A 25,108-nucleotide genomic window follows, 5' to 3' on the forward strand; every position below is an offset into this window, starting at 1 on the left:
TTATAACTTAATCTCTTCTGGCAAAATATTTGAAAACTTCAACTCTGCCTGACAAAGATTAAGATAAATTTGTGCGACTTGATCTAAGGGGTTTTGTTGTAAGCAGTCTTGAAAATGCTGGGCAGCTGAGGTAAATTGTTGTGCTTCGTAAAGTGTCAGTGCTTCCGTAAATAATTCTCTAGTAGCTAATTTACCTTGGCGAACTTCTGCAACATCAGCAGTAAATACTTCATGAACAGTTACAGCCGTGATTTTACCTTTGACTTTTACCTGTCCAACTATGCGAATATGAGAGCGATCGCAATTCTTTAACCGTTGAAATGTTTGGTCTGTAATTAATAATGGTGTGTTGAATGTTTTGGTTAAACCTTCTATTCTTGATGCTAAATTTACAGCATCACTAATTACTGTACCATCCATGCGGTTAAAGCCGCCGACTGTGCCTAAAATCAACGAACCAGTATTAATGCCAATACCAATTTTAATTGGTAAGTCTCCTTGCACTTGCCGTTCTTGATTATAAGTCACTAAAGCTTGTAACATCGCAATACCCGCTTGCACCGCATCATCAGCATTACCAGCAAATAACGCCATGATGGCATCACCAATATATTTATCAATAAAACCATTATGTTGAATAATGATTGGTTCCATGCAACTCAGATAAGAATTAATAAATTGAAAATTTTCGGCGGGTGTTAAAGTTTCTGATAAAGTAGTGAAAGAGCGAATATCAGTAAACAACACCGACATTTCCCGCTGGACTTGATCACCTAACTGCACATCAACAATACTTTGTTTGTTAAGAAATTGCAGAAATTGACGGGGAACAAAGCGTTCGTAAGCTTGGTTTAAAGCGGCTAAATCGGTGTATAACCGGGCGTTTTCTAAAGAAATCGCCGCTTGAGTTGAAAGTACATTTAATAACTCCAGACGATCAGGAGTGAATGCGCCTGTAGTCAAGTTATTTTCTAAATAGATAATACCTGTAAGTTTGCCTTGGTTAATTAACGGCGCACATAAAAGCGATCGCGGTTGAAATTGGCGAATGTAAGCATCGCTGACAAATTCGCCTTTGCGAGCAGCGTCATTTAGCACTACACTTGTTTTAGTACGGATGACATAATTCACAATTGCCACAGAAAACATTGAGCTATTTTCTATCGGCAATGATTCCAACACTTGAATGTTATTTTGTTCGACTGTGCCTTGCGCTTCGATTAAAAATTTCCCTTTAGTTTCTAATAGCAAAAAACCTCGTTGCGCTCCAGCATTTTCCATTAAAATTTGCATTAAATTAGCCAGCAATTTATCTAGCTTAATTTCTCCAGACAAAGCTTGAGAAGCTTTGATTACTGTCACCAAATCCAGTGAAGCAGAACCACTGCTACTTGTGACACTACTGGCGTTAGTGTTTTTGGTAGAAATATGAGGGATATTAATTCTTTCTAACTTGCGGCTTAAAAGTTGAGGATATTGAGTTTCCAGATATTTAACTTTAGCCGTTGCGCCCCATTGTAAATAAAGATAGGCAGCATCCTGCATATATCCTTGGGCAACTTTCTGTTTATTTTGGGCAAGATAAAACTTGGCTGCTAGTTCATTAGCTAAAGCTGCTTCGTTAGGATAATTGTTTTCTTGGGCTAAATTAATGGCACAATCATAACAGGCGATCGCTTCTGCTGTTTCACCGTGGACTCGATGCCATTCTGCTTCTACCAATGCTAATTTATGAGCGTAGTTACTCGGTGCAGATTGCGCCCAAGTTTTCAATTTCTTTTGATTTGCTGTTACTTGTTTGAGTAATGCTTGCCGTTCTGTGACAGTTTTTGTTGGCGCTAAGGCTAACCGCACCAAAGAATCATAAAAGTTAAACCACCCAATGATAAATAACGCCACTACTGCATCTAAATAAGGAATTGCTAATTCAGCATTTTGCCAAGCAGTCTTGTAATCTTCAAACCAATAATTCAATGTCAGCAGATGAGTGTATACAGTAAAAGTCGCTGTGCGATAATTCGTCTCAATATGTAAGGGTAAGCTGGCTGTGATATCGTAAAACTCCCCTATCAACTCACAGGGATTAGTATTTTTACCCTGCAAATTGGCGATCGCCTGACGATAAATTTGAATTAAATCAAAAACTGGCTTTTTCTTAAACTTCTGAATTATTTCTAAATAAGTCGCTAAACTTTTATCTACTTCTTTTAAATCTTGACCACAAAAATAACCATGACTGGTAGCAACATTTGCTGCAAAAGCCGCATATTCAGTATCACCCGTATCTCGCCCAACTTGAAAAGCAATTTGCAATGCAGGTATGGTATTAGCAATTGGTTCTCGCCAGTGACGCACAAAACTATTCACAACAAACAATACTCTCGCTTGCAGATTTTTGGCACCATAGCGTTCTATAAGTTTTAACGCCAACTCACCAAACTCATATCCCCCTGTCAAATCTCCGACAACACCACAAAGAATCAAGCCATAAGTAGCATAGGCAAAAGCTGATTCCGGCACATTACCATGTATCGCCGAGAGTTCCACTTGCTTGAACACAGTTAAAGGAAACAAATTTGGCGCTGCAAGATAAGTTGACGAAGCAATACTGGCTAAAATCCGAATTGCGGCTAATTTAGTAGGATTTGTCAGTCTGGGTAAATCAGCTAAGGTTTGTACCTGTCTCCCAGCTAAAGCCAGTTTCGTTTTTAATAGTCCCAACAGAATTTGTATTTGTCCAGGGTTAGCAGCTAAAGGAACTCCCAAAAGTTTGAGAACTTGCAAACCTAATTTTGCGGCTGTTAACAGTTCATCTCTGGCAACAAGAGATTGAATTTTGATAGCGTAGACTTGGACTTGATCAAGTGTAGTGCGGGCATGACGTAATACAACCTCAATTAATTCGTCCATGTATTCAAACGCCCCAGTCAAATAAGCAGCTTCCACAGCAGCTTCGTGCAGAGATAAAGCGAGAGAATATTGCTGTTGCCAACAGGATGCTGCTAAACAGTTAAGTCCCGTTGTCAAATAATCTAAAGCAGGTTCGTAGGCGGCGGAGGCTTTGGCTTTGTTCCCCGCAGTTAGGTTTAATTGGGCTAATTGCTGTCGCTGTTGTTCATCTGTGATTAAATCTAAGCCGAAGTTTAATTGGTTAACAATGTCAAAAATCTTTTCTTCTTGTTCTGCGGTGGTGATATTTTGCAATAACAGTTGTCCAATTTGCCAGTGAACTGCTTGTTTTTCTTTGGTGGGGATGAGTGAATAAGCTGCTTGCTGGACGCGATCGTGTAAGAATTTGTAGACGACATCCAAATTTGTTAAGTTAGCGGCAATTTCGCGATCACCCACTTGTAATAATTGATAGTCGTTACCTTGAGGAAAAATCAGCCCCATTTCTACAGCTTCCCATAACTCAGCGGCTGTTTCTGTCAAAGATTTTTCTTTGACAATCGCTAAAGTTTTTAAATCAAATTGATTCCCAATACAAGATGCTAACTGTAACGCTTGCTGAGAAGCTGTCGGCAGTTTTTGAATTTTACCTGCCATTAATTCCACAACATTATCAGTAATTTGTGCCGCCTGAATTTGGCTGAGTTGCCAATCCCATTCCCGGCTTTGCACATCAAATTGCAGCAATCCTTCTGTATACAGCGATTTGAGGAATTCATTCATAAAGAAGGGATTGCCGTTAGTTTTCTGCTGTAACAGTTGTGCTAGGGGCGTTAACTTCGCCCAATCATGACTATTAAAGGTATCACTGAGGAGTGCATGAATTTGGGGTAATTCTAACGGTGTCAATGTGAGTTCGTGAATGATTACCCCGGCTGCTGTTAAAGAAGCGATCGCACTTTGCAAAGGATGGGTAGAATCTACTTCATGATCTCGATAAGCACCAATCAGTAATAAGTAGCGGCTGCCTAATTGACTAGTTAATAACTCAATTAATTGCAACGATGCACTATCCGCCCATTGCAAATCATCCAAGAAAATTACTAAAGGATGTTCTTTTTGCGTAAAAACAGTAATAAAGTTTTGAAATACTAAATTAAATCGATTTTGGGCTTCCTGCGGTGGTAGTTCAACAACAGGCGGCTGTTTCCCAATAATCAGTTCTACTTCAGAAATTACATCAATAATTACTTGACCATTGTCGCCCAAAGCATTTAATAATTTTTCCCGCCAGAGATTGATTTCTGTTTCTGTTGCGGTTAAAAGTTGGCGAATTAAAGCTGTGAATGCTTGAATTAAAGAACTGTAGGGAATATTTCGTTGAAATTGGTCAAACTTGCCTGAGATGAAATATCCCCGTTTTTGAGTAATTGGTTTGTAAATTTCCTGCACTAAAGCTGATTTGCCAATCCCGGAATAACCCGCAATCAACATAACTTCACTTTTTCCATGACTAGCCCGATCAAAAGCTATGAGTAAATCTGTAACTTCTTGTTCTCTTCCGTAAAGTTTTTGGGGAATTTGAAATCTATCAGAACTATCTTTCTGTCCTAATTCAAAGGTTTTAATTCCACCTGTACTGATGAATAAATCCAGGCATTTCTGCAAGTCTACTTGCAAACCAAAGGCACTTTGATATCTTTCTTCCGCAGTTTTTTCGAGTAACTTCATCACTAAATTAGAAATGACTACAGGAATTGCCGGATTTAGTTTATGGGGAGAAATTGCTTGTTTTGCAATATGACTGTGGACAAGTTCGACTGGATCTTCACTAATAAAGGGTAATTGTTGTGTCAATAGTTCGTAAAAAGTCACCCCTAAAGAATAAAAATCGCTACGATAATCAATCGCCCGATTCATTCTTCCTGTTTGTTCAGGCGAAATGTACGCCAGTGTTCCTTCTAAAATATTCAGGTTAAGTAAAGTAGGATTTTCCTTCGACAACAGCGTCGCAATCCCAAAATCAATAATCTTTGTCTGTTGCGTTTGAGGATTGAGGAGAATATTGCCAGGATTAATATCTTTATGAATAATTTGTTGCTGATGAATTGCACCTAAAGCCGCTGTAACTTGAATTGCAATGTGCAGAAAATTCTCCAGCCCTAGAGGTTGTTGATTCAGGAAACTCCGCAGCGGTTGTCCACCAAAATCTTCTAAAACTAGGACTAGAGTATTTTGATATTTTTCGACGCTGTAGGCTTGGATAATTCCCGGAACTTGAAAGCGGCGTGTCAGTTCGTATTCGAGTTTAAATCGTGCGATCGCTTCTGGGGTAGGATACTCCTCCCGCAATAATTTCAACACTACTGGTTGGCGATCGAACTCTCGGTATCCCTGATATACCTGAGAACGAGGGCTATTATACAGTTCTCTTAAAATTTTGTACCCTTCCAGTGCGATCATAGGTTGCTCAAGCATTAGAGCTATTTTTACTAGCCTAACCAGTATAATTTGCACGCTTTTAAAAGTGACAACAGTTAAGACCATTTAAAAAGATAAAAATTTTAAATGTTCTCCTTGTTGAGAGAGAAATGTTTCCAGTGTACCTTGTAATTGCACTTGACCTTGATCTAGCATGACAATCCAATCAGCACAATGCACTACACTAGGACGATGAGTAATCAAAATTGTAGTTTTACCTTTACGATGTGCTAACAACCGATCTAAGACTTGCGCTTCACTCACAGGGTCAAGTCCGGCTGTTGCTTCATCTAAAATCAATATAGGTGGATTGGTGAGAATTCCTCTAGCGATCGCTAATCTTTGTCGTTGTCCACCAGAGAGATTTGCACCAAATTCTCCTAAAACAGTTTGATAATTATTTGGTAATTGACTAATAAAATTATCCGCATCTGCAATTTCACAAGCTTTGACAATTTCCTCAAAGGAAATATGGGGAGTACCTAAGCGAAAGTTATCTAAAATCGAGCGACTCCAAAAATGCGGTTCTTGCGGTACATAAACTACTTGTTGGCGTAGACAATCAAGGGCGATATCCTGAATATTATAAAAACCAATGCGGATATTCCCAGAATTCAACTGATATAAACCTGCAATCAGTTTTGCTAAAGAACTTTTCCCACACCCTGATTTACCAATCAAAGCGATCGCATTTCCCCCAGGGAGTTTCAGCGAAAATTCTTCTAACAAATCAACTCTCCCAGCATGATGAAAGGTAACTTGGGAAAAACGAATATCTGCATCCGCAGGTATTTGCACAGTTGGTTTTTGACTTCCTCCAATTACTTCTGGTGTCGCTTCAATAACTTCTAACAGCCGAGACACAGCCGTTTGCGATCGAAAATATTCATCCCCAAACCCAACTAAAGAGTTAATTAAATTAAAGATATTAACTTGTAAAGCATTAAAAGCTAAAATTTGACCAATACTTAACTGTCCTTGAATGACTAAAATACTGCCTAATCCTAATAAAAATACTCCACCAATAGTAGAAATTAATCTCGCAACAGTACTGTTAATTATCCCAATTTGAATTGTACTAAAAGTTAAGTGTGCCAAACGACCAAAGCGGCTTTGAAATTCATCCCAAAATTGCGGAGCAGCATTCGTCGTTTTAATTACCTGTGCGCCTTTAAATGTTTCTACCAACACACCTTGATTTTCTGCACCTAAAACCAATAAACTGCGAGTTTTTTGTTGAAGAATAGGTAAAAAAGGTAAGGTAGATGCCGTAATTAATAAAGCAACTAAGATAACAGCAATTGTTAACTGCCAGCTATAAAACAGCATAATGCTGAAAGAAATTACCGCAATAAAAAACTGGCTGGGTAATAAAATTACGATTTGCGACACTAACTGATTAATTTCATCAATATCTCTTAATCGGCTAGAAATTTCCCCACTGCGGCGCGATTCATAATAACTCAAAGGTAACTGAAGAATTTTGCGGGCAAACTCCATTACCAATCCTAATTGCAGCCGTTGACCAAAATGAGCAATCATCATAGATTGTACGACTTGCAAACTACTACTAAATAAGCTGCTGACAATAACAGATGAAATCACAACAATCAGTAATTGAGTATCTCCCCGCACTAAAACATCATCTGTTAATAGTTGCAGCAAAACCGGACTACCCAGCGCCAGTACACCTAAAACAATATTGATCAGCAATACCTGACTCAGTAAATTTCGATAAGGTAATACACGCTGAAAAAATTTTCCTAAACCCTGCTTTGTTTCTTCCTGAAACTGTATAAAAAAGCGCGTGGGGTCAGCCTCTAATAAGAGCATAACTCCATTCCACGCGGTAGTTAATTCTTCGCGGGTGATGTAGCGTAAACCGATCGCCGGATCACCAATCACATACTTTTTTCCTCGCTTACCGTACAGCACAACCCAGTGATAGCCGCGCCAATGAATAATTGCTGGTAAATTGATTTCTGTAATTCTATCTGCGATCGCCGGTGCAGCTTTCACGGCTCTTGCATTAAATCCCAATGTCTCACAGCCGCGTTTGAGTCCTAATAAAGTTGTGCCTAAATGTCCTGTTCCTACCGCTTCTCGGCTTTTACTCATGCTTAAGAAGCGTCCGTAATGTTTGCAAATCGAAACTAGACAAGCGGCTCCACAGTCCTCTTCACTGGATTGTAAAACACACTGATATTTTTTTCGGTGTTTGAATTTGAATAGATCAAACATGATTGTTAAAAATGGGGAGTTGGGAGTAGTGATAGGGTGAGTATTTTTGTTTCCTTTCAGACTTCACACTTCAGACTTCAAACTTTTTTAAATATCTGCAATTAATCTGGCTTTTCGCAGAATGAATTGCATAATTGTTTCTTGGCGAGAAATGATATCAGCGCGTCCCTCCATTCCTGGTTTGAGATGACACTGGCGATCGCCTCTACCAACAAATGAAGTTTGCGGTACAATTGTCACTTCATAAGCTGGCGCTGGCTGTACAGTAGGTAATGTACCGTTTTTTTCCACGGCTAAAGCATCTGGTGCGATTGTGGCTACAATACCCTGGAGTGTGCCGTAATCTGGATAAGGACAAGCCGAAACCTGCATTTGAACTTGTTGATTTGCTTTCACCTTGTCGATATCTTGCGCGGGGACTCTCGCTTTGATTTGCAATGGTGCATCTAAAGGTGCAATCTGGGCGATCGCTTCACTAGGTTGTACAATTTGTCCAGGGTTGCGGAGTTTAAATTGCAGCAAAATTCCCTCACTCGGCGCGCGAATGACAGTCTTACTCAAGTCATTTTCGGTTTGTTGGAGTTGTTTTTGTGCGCTGTCTAATTGTTTGTGAAATTCTGTGCGCTGCTGGAGTAAGGTTTCTCTTTCCTTTTTCAAAGCTGCTAAATCTGCTGCTTTCTTTGCCTGTTCTTGCTGAATGCGTGCAGATGCTACCGCTACAGGCGAATCACTCGGATTCAATGCAGTTTTCACCTTAGTTAAATTGGTTTCAGCAATTGTGAGTGCTTGGTCTTTTTCTTCTAAGCTGTTTTTCGCATTAGCTTTGGCTTGTTCTAACTTAGTTTCCGCCGCTTTGACTGCTTGTACTTTTTCTTCTAAGCTATTTTTGGCATTTTCTTGAGCTTGAGCAAGTTTGGCTTGCGCCGAAATCACCCCTTGTTCTTTGTCTTCCAGAAGATTTTTCGTATTGGCTTTAGTTTGGACTAATTTAGCTTCCGCTTCTTTGACTGCTTGCGCTTTTTCTTCAAATAAATTGAGTGGCACTGCTCCTAGTGCTACTATCGACTGCAAGCGATCGCGTTGTAACTTAGCCATTTGCAAAGCGGCTTCTGCTTCTTGCACAGTAATCTTTAAAAGTTGATCACGCTGCAATCTATCTTTTTGCTTTTGGGCGATATTCAAGGCTGTTTGTGCTGCTTGTACAGTTGATTGTAATAATTTTTCCCGCTGTAAGCGATCGCGTTGCACTCTCGCTAACGCCAAAGCGGCTTCTGTTTCTTGGACAGTGGTAGTTAAGAGTTTTTCTCGCCGTAATCGATCTTTTTGTAGTTTCGCTAAACTAAAAGCTGTTTGTGCTTGCGTCATTTCCGCAAAAGCTTTAATTCGCTGATCTTGATAGTTGCGTTCAGTACCGCTTAACTCTGCTTGCGCCGCTAAAATCGTCCGGTTCATTAGTTCAGTTTGAGCCGTAAGTTGAATGTTAATTTCACTTAGTTGAGCCTCAATTTGACCTAGTTGTAATTTACTCTTTTGAATGGTGGTTTGTAGTTGACTTTTTTGATTTTGCAGACGCGAATCATCAACAGAGGCGATCGCTTGTCCTTGTTTAACTATCTGACTATCTTTCGCCTCAATTTTCTGCACAGTTCCCGTAACAGCAGACTCAACAACTTTTAGTTCTCCTAAAGGTCTAATTGTTGCCGGAACTTTCACTGCGACATTGTACTTGAGAATTGAAGATAAAATCACTCCCAGCACAATAATACTGATCATTACGCTCCCCGCCACAGTGATCCATTTACCGATACTGGGGATAAATTCATTCACATCAAATATAGGGAGTTGTTCTGAATTTAGTTCATGAAAACTATTATCAGTATGATTTGACTGAGTGCTTAATAAATTCACTATATTACACCTTGTTTTTGAGATTGATATATAAACTGAAGTTTGCATAAATAACTCGAAATTATTTATCTTTGCCGTTAGGATGAGGGATAAATGCTTTCGTTGGTGATGCTGATCATCATCTGATTGCCAATTTCAGACATAATAGAATAGCTGTTTTTGACAAGAATTAAAAAAGAATATTTAGACAAATTTGTATGCACACCATAGCGAAAAAATAAGCAAATCGCCGATTTTAGCCGTAATGCGATCGCTCGGATCAATTATTGCCTAAATTACCTTAAGAAAAGGCAGGCAACATCATCACAAATAATCTTTTATAATTAATTACGGGGGAAGAGAAAAGTGTGCCAAACAAGCACAACAATAACTTTTCTCATATCTCTAACGTGGGCAACGCAGAGAGAAACCAGAGGAGAATTCTCAGACTCCTTCAAAGGCCTCACTTACATTGAGTGAGCAATAAATATCTCCTCTCCCCTCTTCTTAATAGGAGCAAAATAATTACCTAAATTATCTTTAGCACTATCAAAACACTCATACTTACAACGAGCGCAGAGATAGCTAATATAGCAGGAACTATTCAGCGTAAAAATTGCCAGTGCTTATCTGCACCAGCAGCAACTACTTCTAGTCTTTGATTAGGTAACTCAATCAACAACTCTGATAAAAATATTAGATGTGACATGATTTTTAGCCTCACTTACGTTTAGTGGGTTGACCACCTAAGTAACCAACTATAAGCACTGTTTGTCAGGAAATCATAAATCTATAGATAGAAATCAAAACAAGAGTTTTACTACTCGCAGTAGATATAAAAAAATCTTTTATGTGTTAAAGATATCCTAGTAGTCTGCGACTAAAAATAGTAAATTCTAGTGAATAAGTACAGTTTTTTTGCTTATCCCCATTCAGCTAATTCATTATTCTGGATTGTAGATAAGATAATCCTATCTCAGCCTAAGTTAGCTAACAATAATTGCATTAATACAAAGGCTAGACCGGCACTACCTAAAGGAACGGTTAAATTATCAATACCCAAAAAGGAAATAGCTTCTAAACCAGTAGATGCGATCGCCACAGCCAATGATACCACCCAAATTTGCCATATATTTCCTTGCACACCCAGCAAAATCAAACTACTAACCATATAGCTGGCTAACGTCATAGTCAAAGAGCCTTCCCAGCTTTTATTTACCCCAAAAACTTTATACTTATGTTGACCAAAGCGTTGACCTACTAATGCGGCTAAACCATCTCCCCAGGTCATCACCATAATTCCAATCGCTGCGTATTGGGGTTGTTGCAAATGCCAGAACCACCCAACTAAGATGCCAAAACTCACAGCATAAAAAAACGTTCCTAAACTTCGGCGACCCACACTATTAATCCCTGGCAAAATTGGCAATCGATAAGATAACAAAGTCACAATACTCGCTAAAATCGAAGCTGTAACACCCACTTCAGCCGGGATATCTAGCCACCAAGCCAGCAAGATCACATTGCCAGTACCAATATGCACTATTTTCCTGACTATTTCTGAATCATCAGTTGCAAAGCGACTGACCACCCATGCAACTAGGAGAATCAGCGACACCCAAACTGCAACTACGCTAATTTGCAGCCACAAAGGTGGAATTGACGTTAAACCAGGAATCAGAATTAACAAGGATTTTACACGCTAGACAGTTTTTACCCTTGTTTCTAATTTATAAGATTTGGGCAACAGGAATGAAACTATTATTTATTTGGTTAATTCGGGGTTACAGAATGTTTATCTCGCCGTTGTTTCCCCCAACTTGTCGTTTTCAGCCAACTTGTTCCATGTACGCTATCCAAGCAATAGAGAGGTTTGGAGTAATGCGCGGTGGCTGGATGGCAATTTGGCGCATCTTACGTTGTCATCCATTTCACCCTGGTGGTTATGACCCAGTACCAGAAATATCACCATCAGTCATGCAGGTAGATTGTTGTAGTCACACTCTGGTAAATTCCGAGGATAAAACCCAACAGGACGAGCAAAATCACTAAAAACGTTTTGGAATCATCCGCAATATCTACAGCATTCCTCTTTGATTTGTGAATTTCCTGGCGAAGGAAGTAAATAACATATTTATTCACCAATGATTTAGGGTTGCTAGATATTTTCATTTATGTATTTATACTTTATCATTTTTCCAGAAATTAGCTGTAAAAATTACTGATAAAAAATAGTTTTATCGATTCTTATTTAGTGTAAATACATAAGTTTTATAAGTACTTATAATTCCTGGCTATAAATATAAAAAACAGAACAATTTCATCCATATTAGCTAGACGAATACATGGCAAATCTCTTATCAATGGATTCATGATTCAACTAGTGAGAGAAAGCTATGAAAAATTCATTGTTTCCTAATTTACTTGCAGCAACAGCTTTGGTAACTGGCTTGTGGGTGTCTGCTGCACCAGCAAACGCGATTAACATTCAAAGCCGAAACGAAGCGCCAGCTGATTTTAAAGATAATATCCAAGACTTTAAGGATTTTGTTGGCAAAGAATCTCGCTACTTATCACCTGAGACAATTGGAGCGCAGAAAGTTGATTTATCTCAACTAACATTGAAATATGCTCACGATACTAAGGTCTTCTTTATTGGTGAAACTGCTGGTGGTTATCGCAACCGTTTAGATTTTAAAGCAACTTATGGTGATACAGTCACCACAGGCAAAATCTTTGGCGATACATCTTGTAGTACTAAAGATAGTGCTTTTCAAAATTTTAAAGAGTTTTGTGCAAATCCTAACGATGCTTTAGCTAACAAAACCCAACAAGACAGCCCCTTAAAAGTTGGTGACTGGGTTAGCTTAGGTCAATTCCAAGCTGGTACTACACTTGATTTCTTATTGCACTCTAATGACATCAATGGTGGTATCTCCGGTAAAAACCAACAAGGGCAAACTGTTAAAGGTGTGTTTGGCTTAAATGAAGCTACCAATCCAGATGGTTTGCAACACGTAATGACTTATGTGTACAAGAACTTCTTAGTTTTGGGTTATGAAGACTTATGGGGAGGTGGCGACAAAGATTATAATGATGTTGTTTTTGCGATAGATATTGGTTCTAGAAATGCTACTGCATTAACAAAAGGTGTTAGTGTTCCAGAACCTTCTGCAACTTTAGCCTTGGTTGGTATCGGTGCAATTGGTGTACTCAAAACTCGTCGCCGTTCTTTGAAAAAAGGTAATAGCTAGTAGTTTTTTCGACTGTTAACAGCTTGATTATTCAGCTTTTGAAGCTTCAATTCGTCACAACCATTTTTCCAATCGGTATAAGTCAATAACTTGATGCCTATATCAAGGTCGCATCTATCAATATCGATTTACAAGTTGACAATTTCACTACTCATATCATGTCCGGTAAATTACTTGTCATTACGTAGCTTGCTTCCCGCAGGGTACGTAGCGATAGCGAAGTGAAGTAATCGCAGAATCCAGGCGATTGCTTCGTTCCACTTCGTTGCACTCACAATGACATATCGTAAGTGATTAAGCGGACTTCATATCACTGGTGTTTCAGGGTCAGTAAATAACATTTCTGTTCTGAGTTATCAAAAGATACTGAATTTTTTGTGTACTTTTTCAAATATTTTTTGTATCTGTCAGTATACAACTCAAGCGATCGCCTGTTGAAGATAATGGAGAGCGATCGCTCCTTTTCATATAGATTAATAGTTGGCTATTTAAGCCACTATTGAGCCGCAAGTATTTCATACAAATCTACTGTTTTCAGGCTTATTTGTGACAAATCAACATTACTGAGATCAGCTTTAAACAAGATGGTTTTCTTGAGACTGGTGTAGCTTAAATCTGCTTGGTTCAAGTTGGCTCCCGTGAGGTTTGCACCGTTGAGATTTGCTCCTGCTAAGTTAGCACCACTCAGGTTAGCGTAGCTCAAATCTGCACCACTTAAGTCTGCACTACTGAGGTCAGCATTGTGTAAATCTGCTAAACGTAGGTCTGATTTCTGTAGGGACGCTTTATGTAAGTCTACGTTACTCAGGTTGGCACGAATTAGGTTAGCAGCTTTTAAATTTGTCCAAATTAAGTTTGCACCACTAAGATTAGTTCTCCACAGGTATGATGCAGCCAAATTTGCTTCTATGAGATTGGCTCCTCTCAAGTTGGAATGAGATAGAGTAACATTCACCAAACTAGCCCGATCTAAATTAATTCCAGCTAAACATACTTCACTAAGATTAATTGAATGCAGGGAAACCTGAGTGAAATTCCTCTCTCCTGTTTGATAGCGTCTGAGAAGTTCATCAGCATCCATACAGCCCGTCTTCCAAATGATCATTTATCTAACGTGATTTGGTTGAAATTGGTAAATAACTGTATACCTGAAGCGACTTTGCAATTAAAGTCTGAGGCAAAATACTTGAGCGCATTTAATTACCCTCTGCAAAGAAATATAACAAAATCGTTACATAACTACAATAATTTCTCAGTTATTGGCTGATAGTTCCTATTTATATGAGAGATCTGAAGGGGTGACAAAAAAGTTATAAAGCAGACTGGATAAGAGTCATAGCCCGTAGACCTTGTTGAAAATATGGCAGTTTACTGGGCTTGAGGCGCATCAATTCATGAGCTAAATCAGCCCAAAATTCCATTGCCCCTACCCATAACTGACCATACAAACCAATCCAAAAAAGCACTATGTCGGCGGTGCAATCGTTGTAACTCCTTCAGACGACCAACATATTTTTTGTAGTCCAGAGGAGCGAGAATTACGACCAACTAAAAATAGCACAAGTATAGGCAATAGCAATTAATAAAATCAGTGCTATCAAAACGTTGACCATCAGCATAAGTAGATTCGAGATTATACCCCCCAGTTTTACAATCTTTAAACATGGCTTCGATACCACTCCGCAACTTAAATGCTTTAATGGCATCTTTGAGACTATCAAGGTTAGTTAATAAAAACCAGCCAGCAGGCTCAACAACTCCACGATATTTGCGCTTGTAATATCCGGCGAGATTAAAATTGGCAAACCCTTTCTGTTTAGTTGCTTGAATCCCTGTCAAAAAAACGAGATGCCAGGAGTTAATCCCAAAGATTGTAAGCGTTGGTGTGATTGGTTTTCTTGCCGAATATAAGTACCTTGTTTCTGACGCAATACAAAGTCAATGCCCTTGCTATGTAACCAATTTGCTAGTTTTATACTGTGGAATTCTCTATCTCCCAGTACCAGCATTTGATATCCCTTAAATAACTGCAATAGTGGACGAATTAATTTTTCTGCTCTCCCAAATTGCTACATCCTTTTTTAGGTAACAATAGCCAGTACACAGGTATTGCTCTTTTTGTTCTATTAAACTAATTACAAATACATTTTGTGAACGCCATTGTGTTCTATCAATCGCAAATATTAGCCGTTTCTCTCCTCTTTTCAGTACTATTTTTCACCCATCGTTTGAGCAGGGGAAACCACAGATATGGAATCGACAACTGAGGTAGTAGTAAAAATCTTTGTATACTCCGCCTCCGACTTTCAAATTTTATCGGTTGTGGAAATACTGTTGCTAGTTTCTCAATTGTCACAGTTTTATGAAATTGCAATAGCATTAGTAAGATTTCTAGCATCTTGTACTGTGCGGGTGTCAGTACATTTTGAAAGCAGTTTTGGTAGAATTTAGGTAACATTATCATTTGATAGGTCTTGTTGAGAATACCTGACCTATCTTTTTTTACCCCAAAACGGTCACGCTCCTCTATTTTCTTGGCTTCAGCCGCTTTGTCACCCCTTCAGATGAGAGATATAGCAGTCCGATTTGATTTTTGAACAAATCTATGCAAAGGCAAACAGCCGTACCCTACGGGAAGACGAAGCCTACGCCCCTACTAGTTTTTAGGATTTTTTATATTTCCGTCAAACCTCTTTAACGCAAACAGCGAATTGCGACTAATAGCCCTCTAGCTTTATTTAGCGTTTCTTCGTATTCTTTTTCTGGTTCAGAATCAGCTACCAAACCTGCACCAGCTTGAACACTAACGATGTTGTCTCGTAATACCATTGTGCGAATTGCGATCGCACTATTTAATTGTCCTTCAAAATCGTAATAGCCATACACACCAGAATAAACACCTCGGCGACTTGGTTCTAATTCGTTAATAATTTCCATTGCCCGAATTTTGGGTGCGCCGCTAACAGTTCCTGCGGGGAAGCAAGCTTTGAGTAAATCCCAAGCGGTTTTATTGGGGGCTAATTTACCTACTACATTACTCACGATGTGCATCACATGAGAGTAGCGCTCAACTACCATCAATTCATCAACTTTCACACTACCGCTTTGGCAAACTCGCCCCAAATCATTCCGTCCTAAGTCAACCAGCATAACGTGTTCGGCAATTTCCTTGGGGTCTTGGAGTAAATCTTCAGCAAAGGCCGCATCTTCTTTGGTTGTTTTACCCCGTGGACGTGTACCTGCTATGGGGCGGACTGTGGCGATAATACCCTCATCTGGGTCACATTCCGCCTTCACCATAACTTCGGGACTGGAACCGATAATCTGCCAATCCTGAAAGTGAAAATAAGCCATGTAAGGCGAAGGATTAATTTGTCGCAGCGAACGGTAAAGGGCAAAGGGGTCGCCTGTGTATTCTGTAGAGAGTCTCTGGGAAATTACAACTTGGAAGATATCGCCTGCTTTGATGTAGTCTTTGGCCTTTTGGACACTGGCGCAAAATTCAGCGCGGGTGAAGTTGCTGCTGTACTCTAATTCGGTGTTTTCTGCTTTTTGATTACCGGGAGGTGTCCATTCCAGGATTGTTTTTTGTGGTGACACTGGTAGAGATAACTTAGTGACCAGATTAGTCACGCGATCGCAGGCTGTTTGATACGCCAAGAGTAAATCTACATTCGGGTCACGTAAATCAGAATATGCGATCGCCCAAATTTTCCGTTTTACTTGGTCAAAAATGATTAATTGGTCTACCTGCATCCATAACCCATCGGGAATATTGCGTTCATCTTGGGGATGGATTGGGACACGCGGTTCAATCCAGTTAATCAATTCATAACCCCAAAAACCAAATAACCCTCCAATTCCTGGTGGTAATTGGGGTAACTTGATAGGCTGATAAGGCTCAATACATTGGGCTAAAGCTGTAAAAGGATCGCCAGCAAACACAACTTGCGAACCATCACGGTGTGTCTGGGTAGTTGTTTCTCCTCTGGCTTCCAACACCCACAACGGATCGCATCCAACAAAACTATAGCGTCCGATTTTTTCCCCACCTTCCACCGATTCCAACAAAAAGCTATAAGGCTGTCCAGCACAAACTTTGTACCATGCAGAGACTGGTGTATCTAAATCTGCCACCCATTCTTGATACACCGGGACAAAGTTACCTTGCGAAGCTAATTGAGCAAAATCAGAGAAATCGGGAAAAATCATAAACTGTTATGGAATTGACGATTGGGGACTGGGCAGGATAAACATTTCCGCATCAAGGCTAAGGTATGAAATTAATTTCATACTTTACACTTCACACTTTATACTTTTTCTTACCCAGTCCCCTGAAACCTATACCTATTTTCTAGGCATCATAGGTTTGTTTACCGCTGAATTTGAGTGCTGAGGGTTCAGGATTTTGGCCAATGCGACGGGGTACGTGACGTACCTTCTCACGGCCTGCGTTAACTTTTTCAGGGAAGACACCATCTGCTGGGTGAATGAAGGTGGTTTCTCCGCTGGGTAAAATCCGGTAGATTTTGTAATCTGTGATTTTGAACTTGCGGAGTTGACCGCCCAAAGCAATGCCGTATTCTTTACGAGCTAAGTAAAGCAAGTTTTCGCCTTGGTTCATGGTAGCAGCGCCACCTGTAGGTAATTCAAATACCTGTGCCTTGGGGCTTGTCCAAGTGATAGCGTACTTTTCTTCCTCTTTTGCTTTGGTGAGTAAGCCGCCAGTACTACCAGCAAACAGTGGGGTTTTTCCAGAAAGTGTTTCTGCCATAGAGCATTCTCTCAAGGTTTTTAGGGCATCGTAACACCGCCATTACGATCATATTGCGATCGCGTCATAGTCTGTAACAGTTTTTAGTTTAAAGTCAAAACTCCATAATCTATAGTCCAGCAATCTGTCAAATTCACTCTTTACCAAAAAACAGCGAATGATCATCAACAAAAAATGAACTTCACCCAAAAACTGAAATTCAGACTATATAAAACTTTACATGATTGGTTGCTTATTAACGCTGAGTAACTTCGTTGAGTGCCTCTTGAAGTACTTCATCACTCACACCGTGGCGCTTTAAACTGGTAATCAACGCAGATACTGTATCACCTTCTAATCGTTCCAAGTCTGTCCTTAGTCCTTGTCCAATATAAGCACGCACCAGAGGTTGATATCCAGAAAAACCAAGCAACGGTGCAACGCGCTTCAAATCCTCAATCACATCTTCGGGAATACGAATTGTAATTGTCGTCATAGGACGATTTTTATCCAGGCGCTTTTTTAAAGCTTCAACCTTCATAATATTCTCGCTCCTTGCGTGTCGCTTTACGAGCCGAAATAATCCGAATTATGTCGTTTTCACGCTCAATGTAAACAACGTACAAAAGATTCCATCGCTTGTCTAAACCAATAACAGCATCTCGCGCCTCATCATTGCGACTCGCATCAACAACTACAAGCAAAGGATCAAAGAAAGCTTCTGTAGCTTGTTGAAATGTGACACCATCATGGTTGATTGGGTTGATCCTGGCTTTTTCATCATTCCAGACGAAGGTAATGCCGTTGAGTACGAAATACACATCCATACCTTGGAGTGTAAGCAGAATGTATTTACATTGTCAATACGTTATTATGTTGTGGGTGGATTGATTCGACATTTTTTATACTAATTCGCTATACATATTACGAGATTGGCGTTCACAGTTCAACTATGCTTTGTGGGCTTCTGCATAAATCTGTAGTGCCACAGCCATTTTCTTTTCATTATCCTGATTCTAAACTTGAAACCAAGCTAGTGTCTTGATATCTAGTTAAATAAAACGTTCAATGGCTCTACACGTTTCCTCCAAAAGCATATAGCTAGTAACTAATAGCTTGCACCAAATATCTTTTCTTTATGGTATTCAATAAACTCTCTGCTAATACTATGACCAGTATTCATACGAATCTCACTGATATTAAGCTTGATAACTCCATAATCAAGCATGACATGATGGTTAGGACATAACACAATAATATTGTTCGCTATATCAGGGCCATTATGACTTTTCTGCATATTAAAAGTTAAAGATATTCACCATTAACCATTGACTATTTACTTTTCACCTTTGTCCGCTTTTCTTCCTGGCTACCTAGAACAATGGGAATGGTGAAATGAAACTGGCTACCTTGGTCTTTACCTGTGGACTCTGCCCAAATTTCTCCTCCCCAACCATTGACAATTTGCCGACAAATTGCAAGCCCCAAACCTGTGCCGCCAGCGGTACGCCGTAGCGCTCCTTCTTCTTGATAAAAGCGGTCAAATACTACTTCCAAGCGATTTGGTTCAATCCCTCGCCCTGTATCCGCCACAGTGACTTCCACCGTCTGATTAACATGAATGGCATAAAGGGAAATTTCCCCCTCAGATGGCGTAAATTTGCAGGCGTTGTCGATGAGTTTTGCCAATACTTCCACTAACCAATCGCCATCGGCTTTAACTAAAGGCAGGTTATCAGGAATTTCCGCCTTGATTTTTGGTGGATTTTCCATTGTGGGGCGAGTGCGAATGCGGCTGAGTGCTAAATCCACACACTCTTGTAAAGTGAGTGATTCGGGGTGCCATTCCACACGGCCACTTTCTAAGTTAGACAGGGTGAGAAAATCCTGGACGAGTTTTCGCATCCGTTCGGAATCGGTCAGGGCTGTATTTAACATTACCTGCTGTAATTCCAAAGGCATATCTGGCTCGCTGGCGAGGCTTTCTAAGCAAACTTGAATAGTAGATAAGGGGGTACGCAGTTCATGGCCTGTAATGGCAATCAAGTTACTACGGGTGCGATCAAGGGCTTCTAGCTGTTGGTTGAGTTCTTCGAGATTGGCGTAGGCTTCGGCTTGAATTAAGGCGGCTCCGATTTGGGTGGCGATCGCTTTGACCAAATCAAATTCCCCTGGTTGCCACTGGTGGGGCGGTACGCTGCAATAGTGTAATTCAATAATCCCTAGCAGTCGTCCCTGAGATAACACTGGTTCCATCAGCCAAGAACGAATACTAAATTTTTTGGCAATTAAGGTAAGGGCTGTGGAATTACTGATCCGCAAGTCGTTCAGAGTGTCAGCCACACAAACACCCTCACCTTGCTGCACAACTTCCTGAAATAACAGATTATTATCTAAATCCCAGGTTTGCCCATACACCGATAAAACCCCATCTGTCAAAAATTCGTGTTCAATTGTGGCTTGGGCTTCTGTAGCTTGAGCGCGGTAAATTAAACAACGACTTGCCCCTAAGTGTTGCCCTAATTCTTGGGCGGCGATGTGCAGAACTTCATGGGGATCGAGCGATCGCCGAATAGCTGTACCAATAGAATTGACTAAACGTTCTTTCCGTGCTTGGGCAATAATTGAGCGATAAGCTTTGTGCAATTTATACTGACTAGCTTGCAGATAAGTCACCAAGCGCTGCACAAAGGGGTCTGTATCAATATCACAAGCAAATTCGGTTTGTCCAATTTGCGAATACGTTCTTGGTTCCCCAATGCCAAACCGTTGCCTTGCCTCTTTGACTTTGCTGGCTAGGTCTGGTCGATAAACTATAATTCTGTCTAATAACAATTGTGCAGCTTTAATGCTGACTCCTCGCTCCGATGTCCAAACGCCCTCGAACCTGCGTGCTGTGTCTATGTCGAGTCCAGTGCTAAACTCTGGTACTTGTTGGTTTTTAGCAATGGAACCGAGGCTTTCTCTACAGACTAAGCAAGTAGCATAATTATCAGCAATTACTACTAAGTGCCACTCCTGAGTTAAAGCATCATCAGCTTCAAAGGCAACTTTTTCATAGTATTCTGAGCTATTGGCAAAGTCCGTTTCTGGTGCAGATAAAACGTATATTTGATTACTGCGTTGCGCCAGCCTTTGATAGCGATGAGCTTCTTGACGATAAAATCGCTCTCGTTGAAAGCTGGCAATTACCAAAGGCCTGTCTAAAGTTGCCGCCAAAACTTGATCTTCCATCGCGTGGGAGAGGGCGGTTAGTGATGCTTTGAAATATAGCTGGGGCCGCAGGTAAGGAATGAACTGTAGCAGATCACTCAGCACGGAAGTCGAAATGCTCATGAATATTGTTTAAGGAGCCACTTTCACAGAAAAAATCCACGTCACAGCTGCATTGTACAAATTACAATCCACTCTCAAACTAGGCCAAGACAGTGCATTATGTAAAGAATCCTAAATTGCACTGTTAAAAGGCAAAACACTTTTTTGTGTATTTTTCAGCTTTTACTCTTCAGATGACAAGTTACTCTGCCTAACTGTAGGAGGAGGAGTGCCTATAGGTTCCTTTACAAATATCCTAGTCGAGAGTGAAGGCAAGACCAATAACGGCTATAAATTCCGTGGGCATCTTAGCGCAGTTAAGCACAGACGTGGCATGGCCATTGGCTAAAGATGCTTGGTCTTCACTGAAATTTTGTTTGTTGATCTACATTTTGCCCATAGGGATGATTTAAATCCTCAGCTACTACGCTCAATATATATTCTCGGTCACATCTGCTCTTTCGTTAACCAAAAGTTGATCGAAACAGACTTCAGGAGCCGTAAATAATTCCGAATAGACTTCTGTGTTAATACGCCTAATCAATCTATAATTTACTGGGTTTTCCCTACTGATTGACTCTGACGGATGTATTCTGTAGCTTTGTCGCCAAAAATAGAAGAGAAAGCGAGTAAAGCGAGAGTATATACCAGGGTTGATTAAATCCCACTACAAATCCTGTATTATCAGCCTTGACTTTCACCCAATAAAATATAAAGTTATAAAGATTTATTATGTAAGTTTCGTCAAATAAGTTTTCCCTAACGTCTTTTTTCCAGTTCTGAGCAGTATTTTTTTGCTTAGAGTGTACTGCTGTTGAACTCATGAAAGTTACTACGATTACGACAACATAGACCTGTAAACGGAACTTTGGCGAATGACACCAGATTTGCTCATCACCCAAGATAAAATTTCCCTAGACGGAAAGACTTTTATTCCCGCAGAACAATTACCCATACCAGAGTGGCCTTGTGTTGTGAGTGAAAGACCACAACCAACTATGACGGTAAAAGATGATGATTTATTTTTGGTGACAGATACGATAGGGAACATTTCTGGCTGTTCTCTGAATGAAGGCAACCCCAGTATGGGATTGTTTTGTTGTGATACGCGATTTCTCAACCGGCTGGAATTGCAAATTGAAGGGCGATCGCCTATACTCCTGGGCAGCACTGCGGAAAAAGGATTTTCTCTTTCTGTTTTGTGTACTAACCCCAAAATTGACGATCGCCTCAAAGCTGAAAATGTCGGTATTCGCCGCGAAATTGTCCTCAATGGCGCACTATTTGAAGAAATCGAAGTATCTAACTACAGCACCACTACTGTCAGCTTTGAACTCAGTATTAGCTTTGACGCAGATTTTGTCGATTTGTTTGAAGTGCGGGGTTATGACCGAGATAATCGAGGTAAACTTCTACGTTTAGTAGAACCTACACCCGACAATGGAACCATGTTGAATGGTGATAGTTGTGGTTCTGTATCACCTCACCCTGAGATTCACAAAGCCGAGTTCTTAACATTAGCCTATCAAGGTCTAGATGGCTTAGTAATGGAGTCTCGTATCCAATTCCAGCATCGCCTACCAGATTACTTTAAAGGTTACACGGCCGTATGGCAGTTAGAGTTAGCAACTCATGCAACTCTCAAAATTGGCTACCGCATAAATTTGTTAACTAACAATACCTCTAGTTCTACTGTCAGTGCGGCTTTTACTCTAGGACAGGCTAAAGCCGCAGAATTGATGGAAAAACAAAATTGGGTGCAACAAATTACCCGCATTAGTTCAGATAAAAGTATCCTCAATCATGTCATTGACCGCGCAGAACAAGATATGTACTTGTTACGCCAGTCCTTTGGCAAGTACAAAACTGTTTCTGCTGGTGTACCTTGGTTTTCCACGTTGTTTGGTCGAGATTCCATCATTACGGCTTCCCAAACATTAATATTAAACTCGGAAATCGCTAAAGAAACCTTGCTGCTACTGGCAGCCCACCAAGGTAAAACTGAAGATGAATGGCGCGAAGAAGAACCAGGGAAAATTCTCCACGAATTACGTTTGGGAGAAATGGCTCGTTGTCAAGAAATTCCCCATACACCTTACTACGGTACAGTTGATGCGACACCCTTATGGTTGATGTTGTATGGAGAATACTACATTTGGACTCATGACCACGAAACTTTAGAACAGTTGTGGCCGAATGCTATAGCTGCAATGGATTGGATTGATAGTCATCTGCAAGCAACTGGCTATCTGAGCTACTATCGTAAATCTAAACGTGGTTTAACTAATCAAGGTTGGAAAGATTCAGGTGATTGTATTGTTGATCGTAAGGGAGATTTAGCTCATGGGTCAATTGCCCTCTGTGAAGTCCAAGCTTATGTCTATTCTGCTAAGATTCGCCTAGCTGAAATTGCCAGAATGAAGAAGCGGCTTGATCTAGCAGACCGTTGGCAAGAAGAAGCCAGAAATCTCAAGTTGCGTTTTAATCGAGACTTTTGGATAGAAGACCAAGATTTCTGCGCTTTAGCTTTGGATGGTGACGGTAAACAAGTAGATAGTGTTACATCTAACCCTGGACATTGTCTACAATTAGGCATCTTTACCCCAGAAAAAGCCTACAGTGTGGCTGAAAGGTTACGCGCACCTGATATGTTTAATGGTTGGGGGATTCGGACTTTAAGCAGTTTATCGCCTGCCTATAATCCGATGGGTTATCACATTGGTTCGGTGTGGCCTCATGATAACTCTTTGATTGCGATGGGTTTGCGATCGCTCGGTTTAATCGATCAAGCCTTGGAACTTTTTCAAGGTATACTCGACATGACGGGTACGCAGCCTTACCAACGCCCACCAGAACTTTTTTGCGGCTACGAACGCAATGGCGACAATGCCCCTGTACAATATCCTGTTGCCTGTTCACCACAAGCTTGGGCTACTGGTAGTGTATTTCAACTGCTGCAAATGATCGTCAATTTAGTACCAGACGCAAAAAATAACTGCTTACGAATTATCGACCCCGCCTTACCAGAGTCGATTAATCAGCTATCATTTCACAATTTGCGAGTTGGCACCACAATTCTAGATTTAGAATTTGAGCGTTCTGGTAATACTACTGCCTGTCGCGTAGCGAAAAAACGTGGTAATCTCCGCGTAGTTATAGAGGCTTAATCTTTAAATATCAAGTATTAATGATGAAGTATAAAATCCTTCTTCTTGGAGACTTTATACTTTATCTGCTATTTTTCCTGATTTTCACTCTTGTGTCCGGGAGAAGCTTCGTAAATAGCATCTAGCTGTTGTCTAGCATCTTCAACGTTAATTGAGCGCATAACTAACAGCGGTTCTTTAATAATATTGCCGGCGCTATCTAAGAATTCTGGATGGGGAACTGATTTTTTGGCTGACATATAACCTTGATTACCCATTGCGGAATATCTGACTGGGTAATTTCGTTCTCGGTCAAAACTAAACATAACTAGATTACGGATTAAATTAGCAACGGCGATACAAGCAAGAATCGTAAAAGCAAGAATGTAAAGTAGGTGCAACATAATATGGGTTTCCTCCAGGGGCAGCAAGTTTAAAAACCTTATACTGAAAAGCTTCGCTGATGTTGAAAATCTCAGCGGGTGTAAATGTTTAACGCACCAAAGATGCGCTTACGCTTATATTATTAATGTGAAAAAATTTGTTAACGGCTATCAGTTTACGGTAGCATAAGATACATTATTTGTTAATAAAAATTTTGTTAAGTATTTTATAGTATCTATGCGAATCATGTCATATATCGCTAGTACAAATTAGTCGCTAGACTTTAATTCTCTTTTTCTTGATGGAAGCGCATAGCTACCTTCCAGCAATCCGAAACTAATTGATGCCAAGGCATTAAAGTTGTCATATTAATCCCGACTTGTTGATTAGTGGCCGTAAATAGCATCTTTGCTGTATTTAATTCTGCTTGTGCTTGCTTGACTCGTAACAGCAGGTCAGATTGTTCTTGGCGACTCATAAATGAGAGTTGCTCAGTTTCCAAAAGGTGACGCGATCGCGCAAACCAATAGTCAAAGTCTTGTAACAAAGGCTCTAAGACAGTTTTTAGCAACTCAGTCCCTGGTAAATTTGAGTCCTGCATAGATCTGAAGGATACTTCTATTTTTCTAATTAATATTAACGTTTTTTACAAAACTTAACATTATTATATGCTATGTCTGTGGAAAGATAGCTATAAAAATCTGTCGTAATAGTTACAAAAATTCATTTTTAATAAAAATACATAATATTTCTCAGCT

At 40.1% G+C, this 25,108-nt stretch carries 20 protein-coding genes; 3 read left to right on the plus strand and 17 right to left on the minus strand.

Going from position 1 to position 25,108, the window contains the following annotated elements; translation table 11 throughout:
- From NOS7107_RS06790 to NOS7107_RS06805, 4 genes are all read right to left on the minus strand, one after another.
- Complete coding sequence (locus tag NOS7107_RS06790) at positions 1-5,367, minus strand: AAA family ATPase (RefSeq protein WP_253274523.1); 5,367 nt, start codon at positions 5,365-5,367, stop codon at positions 1-3.
- A 69-nt stretch (positions 5,368-5,436) separates the two neighbouring features.
- Positions 5,437-7,611 (minus strand): peptidase domain-containing ABC transporter, encoded by a 2,175-nt coding sequence (locus tag NOS7107_RS06795; protein ID WP_015112239.1) that lies wholly within the window; start codon positions 7,609-7,611, stop codon positions 5,437-5,439.
- An 87-nt stretch (positions 7,612-7,698) separates the two neighbouring features.
- The gene (locus NOS7107_RS06800; protein ID WP_044499777.1) at positions 7,699-9,519 is read right to left on the minus strand and encodes an HlyD family efflux transporter periplasmic adaptor subunit; all 1,821 of its coding nucleotides are present in this window, start codon (positions 9,517-9,519) and stop codon (positions 7,699-7,701) included.
- Positions 9,520-10,474: 955 nt separating this feature from the next.
- Entirely contained in the window at positions 10,475-11,188 is a 714-nt protein-coding gene (locus NOS7107_RS06805; RefSeq protein WP_015112242.1) for a diacylglycerol/polyprenol kinase family protein, read from the minus strand.
- 62 nt (positions 11,189-11,250) lie between these two features.
- Between NOS7107_RS06805 and yidD the strand changes: the two genes are divergently transcribed.
- Entirely contained in the window at positions 11,251-11,550 is a 300-nt protein-coding gene (gene yidD / locus NOS7107_RS06810; RefSeq protein WP_015112243.1) for a membrane protein insertion efficiency factor YidD, read from the plus strand.
- A 344-nt stretch (positions 11,551-11,894) separates the two neighbouring features.
- Entirely contained in the window at positions 11,895-12,752 is an 858-nt protein-coding gene (locus NOS7107_RS06815; protein ID WP_015112244.1) for a DUF4114 domain-containing protein, read from the plus strand.
- Positions 12,753-13,248: 496 nt separating this feature from the next.
- Here the strand turns inward: NOS7107_RS06815 and NOS7107_RS06820 are convergent, their stop codons facing one another.
- The 11 genes from NOS7107_RS06820 to NOS7107_RS06865 form a co-directional block, all read right to left on the minus strand.
- Positions 13,249-13,833: a pentapeptide repeat-containing protein gene (locus tag NOS7107_RS06820; RefSeq protein ID WP_015112245.1), complete on the minus strand. Its 585-nt coding sequence runs from the start codon at positions 13,831-13,833 to the stop codon at positions 13,249-13,251.
- Between the two features lie 229 nt (positions 13,834-14,062).
- Complete coding sequence (locus NOS7107_RS29310; RefSeq protein WP_253274524.1) at positions 14,063-14,218, minus strand: hypothetical protein; 156 nt, start codon at positions 14,216-14,218, stop codon at positions 14,063-14,065.
- Between the two features lie 82 nt (positions 14,219-14,300).
- Positions 14,301-14,591 carry a hypothetical protein gene (locus NOS7107_RS29315; RefSeq protein WP_253274525.1) on the minus strand — a complete coding sequence of 97 codons (291 nt, stop codon included), beginning with the start codon at positions 14,589-14,591 and terminating at the stop codon, positions 14,301-14,303.
- The gene (locus NOS7107_RS29320; RefSeq protein WP_253274526.1) at positions 14,588-14,761 is read right to left on the minus strand and encodes a hypothetical protein; all 174 of its coding nucleotides are present in this window, start codon (positions 14,759-14,761) and stop codon (positions 14,588-14,590) included. The genes NOS7107_RS29315 and NOS7107_RS29320 overlap by 4 nt, the downstream gene beginning before the upstream one ends.
- A gap of 161 nt (positions 14,762-14,922) precedes the next feature.
- The gene (locus NOS7107_RS29325) at positions 14,923-15,210 is read right to left on the minus strand and encodes a hypothetical protein (protein WP_253274527.1); all 288 of its coding nucleotides are present in this window, start codon (positions 15,208-15,210) and stop codon (positions 14,923-14,925) included.
- 236 nt (positions 15,211-15,446) lie between these two features.
- Positions 15,447-16,964, minus strand: coding sequence for an anthranilate synthase component I (trpE, locus tag NOS7107_RS06840; RefSeq protein WP_015112246.1), 1,518 nt, complete (start codon positions 16,962-16,964; stop codon positions 15,447-15,449).
- A gap of 142 nt (positions 16,965-17,106) precedes the next feature.
- A complete protein-coding gene (locus NOS7107_RS06845; RefSeq protein WP_015112247.1) occupies positions 17,107-17,526 on the minus strand; it encodes a photosystem I reaction center subunit II PsaD in 420 nt (139 codons plus the stop codon).
- Between the two features lie 235 nt (positions 17,527-17,761).
- Entirely contained in the window at positions 17,762-18,046 is a 285-nt protein-coding gene (locus NOS7107_RS06850) for a hypothetical protein (protein ID WP_015112248.1), read from the minus strand.
- Positions 18,036-18,332 carry a BrnT family toxin gene (locus NOS7107_RS06855; protein WP_015112249.1) on the minus strand — a complete coding sequence of 99 codons (297 nt, stop codon included), beginning with the start codon at positions 18,330-18,332 and terminating at the stop codon, positions 18,036-18,038. The genes NOS7107_RS06850 and NOS7107_RS06855 overlap by 11 nt, the downstream gene beginning before the upstream one ends.
- A gap of 281 nt (positions 18,333-18,613) precedes the next feature.
- Positions 18,614-18,802: a hypothetical protein gene (locus NOS7107_RS29830; RefSeq protein ID WP_044499782.1), complete on the minus strand. Its 189-nt coding sequence runs from the start codon at positions 18,800-18,802 to the stop codon at positions 18,614-18,616.
- Positions 18,803-18,837: 35 nt separating this feature from the next.
- Entirely contained in the window at positions 18,838-20,841 is a 2,004-nt protein-coding gene (locus NOS7107_RS06865; protein WP_015112250.1) for a DICT sensory domain-containing protein, read from the minus strand.
- Between the two features lie 854 nt (positions 20,842-21,695).
- Between NOS7107_RS06865 and NOS7107_RS06875 the strand changes: the two genes are divergently transcribed.
- Positions 21,696-23,987 (plus strand): amylo-alpha-1,6-glucosidase, encoded by a 2,292-nt coding sequence (locus NOS7107_RS06875; protein ID WP_015112251.1) that lies wholly within the window; start codon positions 21,696-21,698, stop codon positions 23,985-23,987.
- Positions 23,988-24,055: 68 nt separating this feature from the next.
- On the opposite strand, the gene NOS7107_RS06880 is transcribed toward NOS7107_RS06875, so the two are convergent.
- Together NOS7107_RS06880 and NOS7107_RS06885 are read right to left on the minus strand one after the other, a co-directional pair.
- Complete coding sequence (locus tag NOS7107_RS06880; RefSeq protein WP_015112252.1) at positions 24,056-24,370, minus strand: DUF2973 domain-containing protein; 315 nt, start codon at positions 24,368-24,370, stop codon at positions 24,056-24,058.
- A 263-nt stretch (positions 24,371-24,633) separates the two neighbouring features.
- Positions 24,634-24,951, minus strand: a complete 318-nt coding sequence (locus tag NOS7107_RS06885) for a DUF2605 domain-containing protein (RefSeq protein ID WP_015112253.1) — start codon at positions 24,949-24,951, stop codon at positions 24,634-24,636.
- Positions 24,952-25,108: the final 157 nt, after the last annotated feature.

This window comes from Nostoc sp. PCC 7107 (assembly GCF_000316625.1).
In the GTDB taxonomy this organism is placed as follows: Bacteria; Cyanobacteriota; Cyanobacteriia; order Cyanobacteriales; family Nostocaceae; genus Nostoc_B.

Excerpts from the sequence above, each read along its gene's own strand:
- NOS7107_RS06790 (WP_253274523.1), bottom strand. The coding sequence starts at position 5,367 with ATGCTTGAGCAACCTATGATCGCACTGGAAGGGTACAAAATTTTAAGA.
- NOS7107_RS06795 (WP_015112239.1), bottom strand. The coding sequence starts at position 7,611 with ATGTTTGATCTATTCAAATTCAAACACCGAAAAAAATATCAGTGTGTT.
- yidD (WP_015112243.1), top strand. The coding sequence starts at position 11,251 with ATGAAACTATTATTTATTTGGTTAATTCGGGGTTACAGAATGTTTATC.
- NOS7107_RS06815 (WP_015112244.1), top strand. The coding sequence starts at position 11,895 with ATGAAAAATTCATTGTTTCCTAATTTACTTGCAGCAACAGCTTTGGTA.
- NOS7107_RS06820 (WP_015112245.1), bottom strand. The coding sequence starts at position 13,833 with ATGGATGCTGATGAACTTCTCAGACGCTATCAAACAGGAGAGAGGAAT.
- NOS7107_RS29320 (WP_253274526.1), bottom strand. The coding sequence starts at position 14,761 with ATGCTGGTACTGGGAGATAGAGAATTCCACAGTATAAAACTAGCAAAT.
- NOS7107_RS29325 (WP_253274527.1), bottom strand. The coding sequence starts at position 15,210 with ATGTTACCTAAATTCTACCAAAACTGCTTTCAAAATGTACTGACACCC.
- trpE (WP_015112246.1), bottom strand. The coding sequence starts at position 16,964 with ATGATTTTTCCCGATTTCTCTGATTTTGCTCAATTAGCTTCGCAAGGT.
- NOS7107_RS06845 (WP_015112247.1), bottom strand. The coding sequence starts at position 17,526 with ATGGCAGAAACACTTTCTGGAAAAACCCCACTGTTTGCTGGTAGTACT.
- NOS7107_RS06850 (WP_015112248.1), bottom strand. The coding sequence starts at position 18,046 with ATGAAGGTTGAAGCTTTAAAAAAGCGCCTGGATAAAAATCGTCCTATG.
- NOS7107_RS06855 (WP_015112249.1), bottom strand. The coding sequence starts at position 18,332 with ATGGATGTGTATTTCGTACTCAACGGCATTACCTTCGTCTGGAATGAT.
- NOS7107_RS29830 (WP_044499782.1), bottom strand. The coding sequence starts at position 18,802 with ATGCAGAAAAGTCATAATGGCCCTGATATAGCGAACAATATTATTGTG.
- NOS7107_RS06865 (WP_015112250.1), bottom strand. The coding sequence starts at position 20,841 with ATGAGCATTTCGACTTCCGTGCTGAGTGATCTGCTACAGTTCATTCCT.
- NOS7107_RS06875 (WP_015112251.1), top strand. The coding sequence starts at position 21,696 with ATGACACCAGATTTGCTCATCACCCAAGATAAAATTTCCCTAGACGGA.
- NOS7107_RS06880 (WP_015112252.1), bottom strand. The coding sequence starts at position 24,370 with ATGTTGCACCTACTTTACATTCTTGCTTTTACGATTCTTGCTTGTATC.
- NOS7107_RS06885 (WP_015112253.1), bottom strand. The coding sequence starts at position 24,951 with ATGCAGGACTCAAATTTACCAGGGACTGAGTTGCTAAAAACTGTCTTA.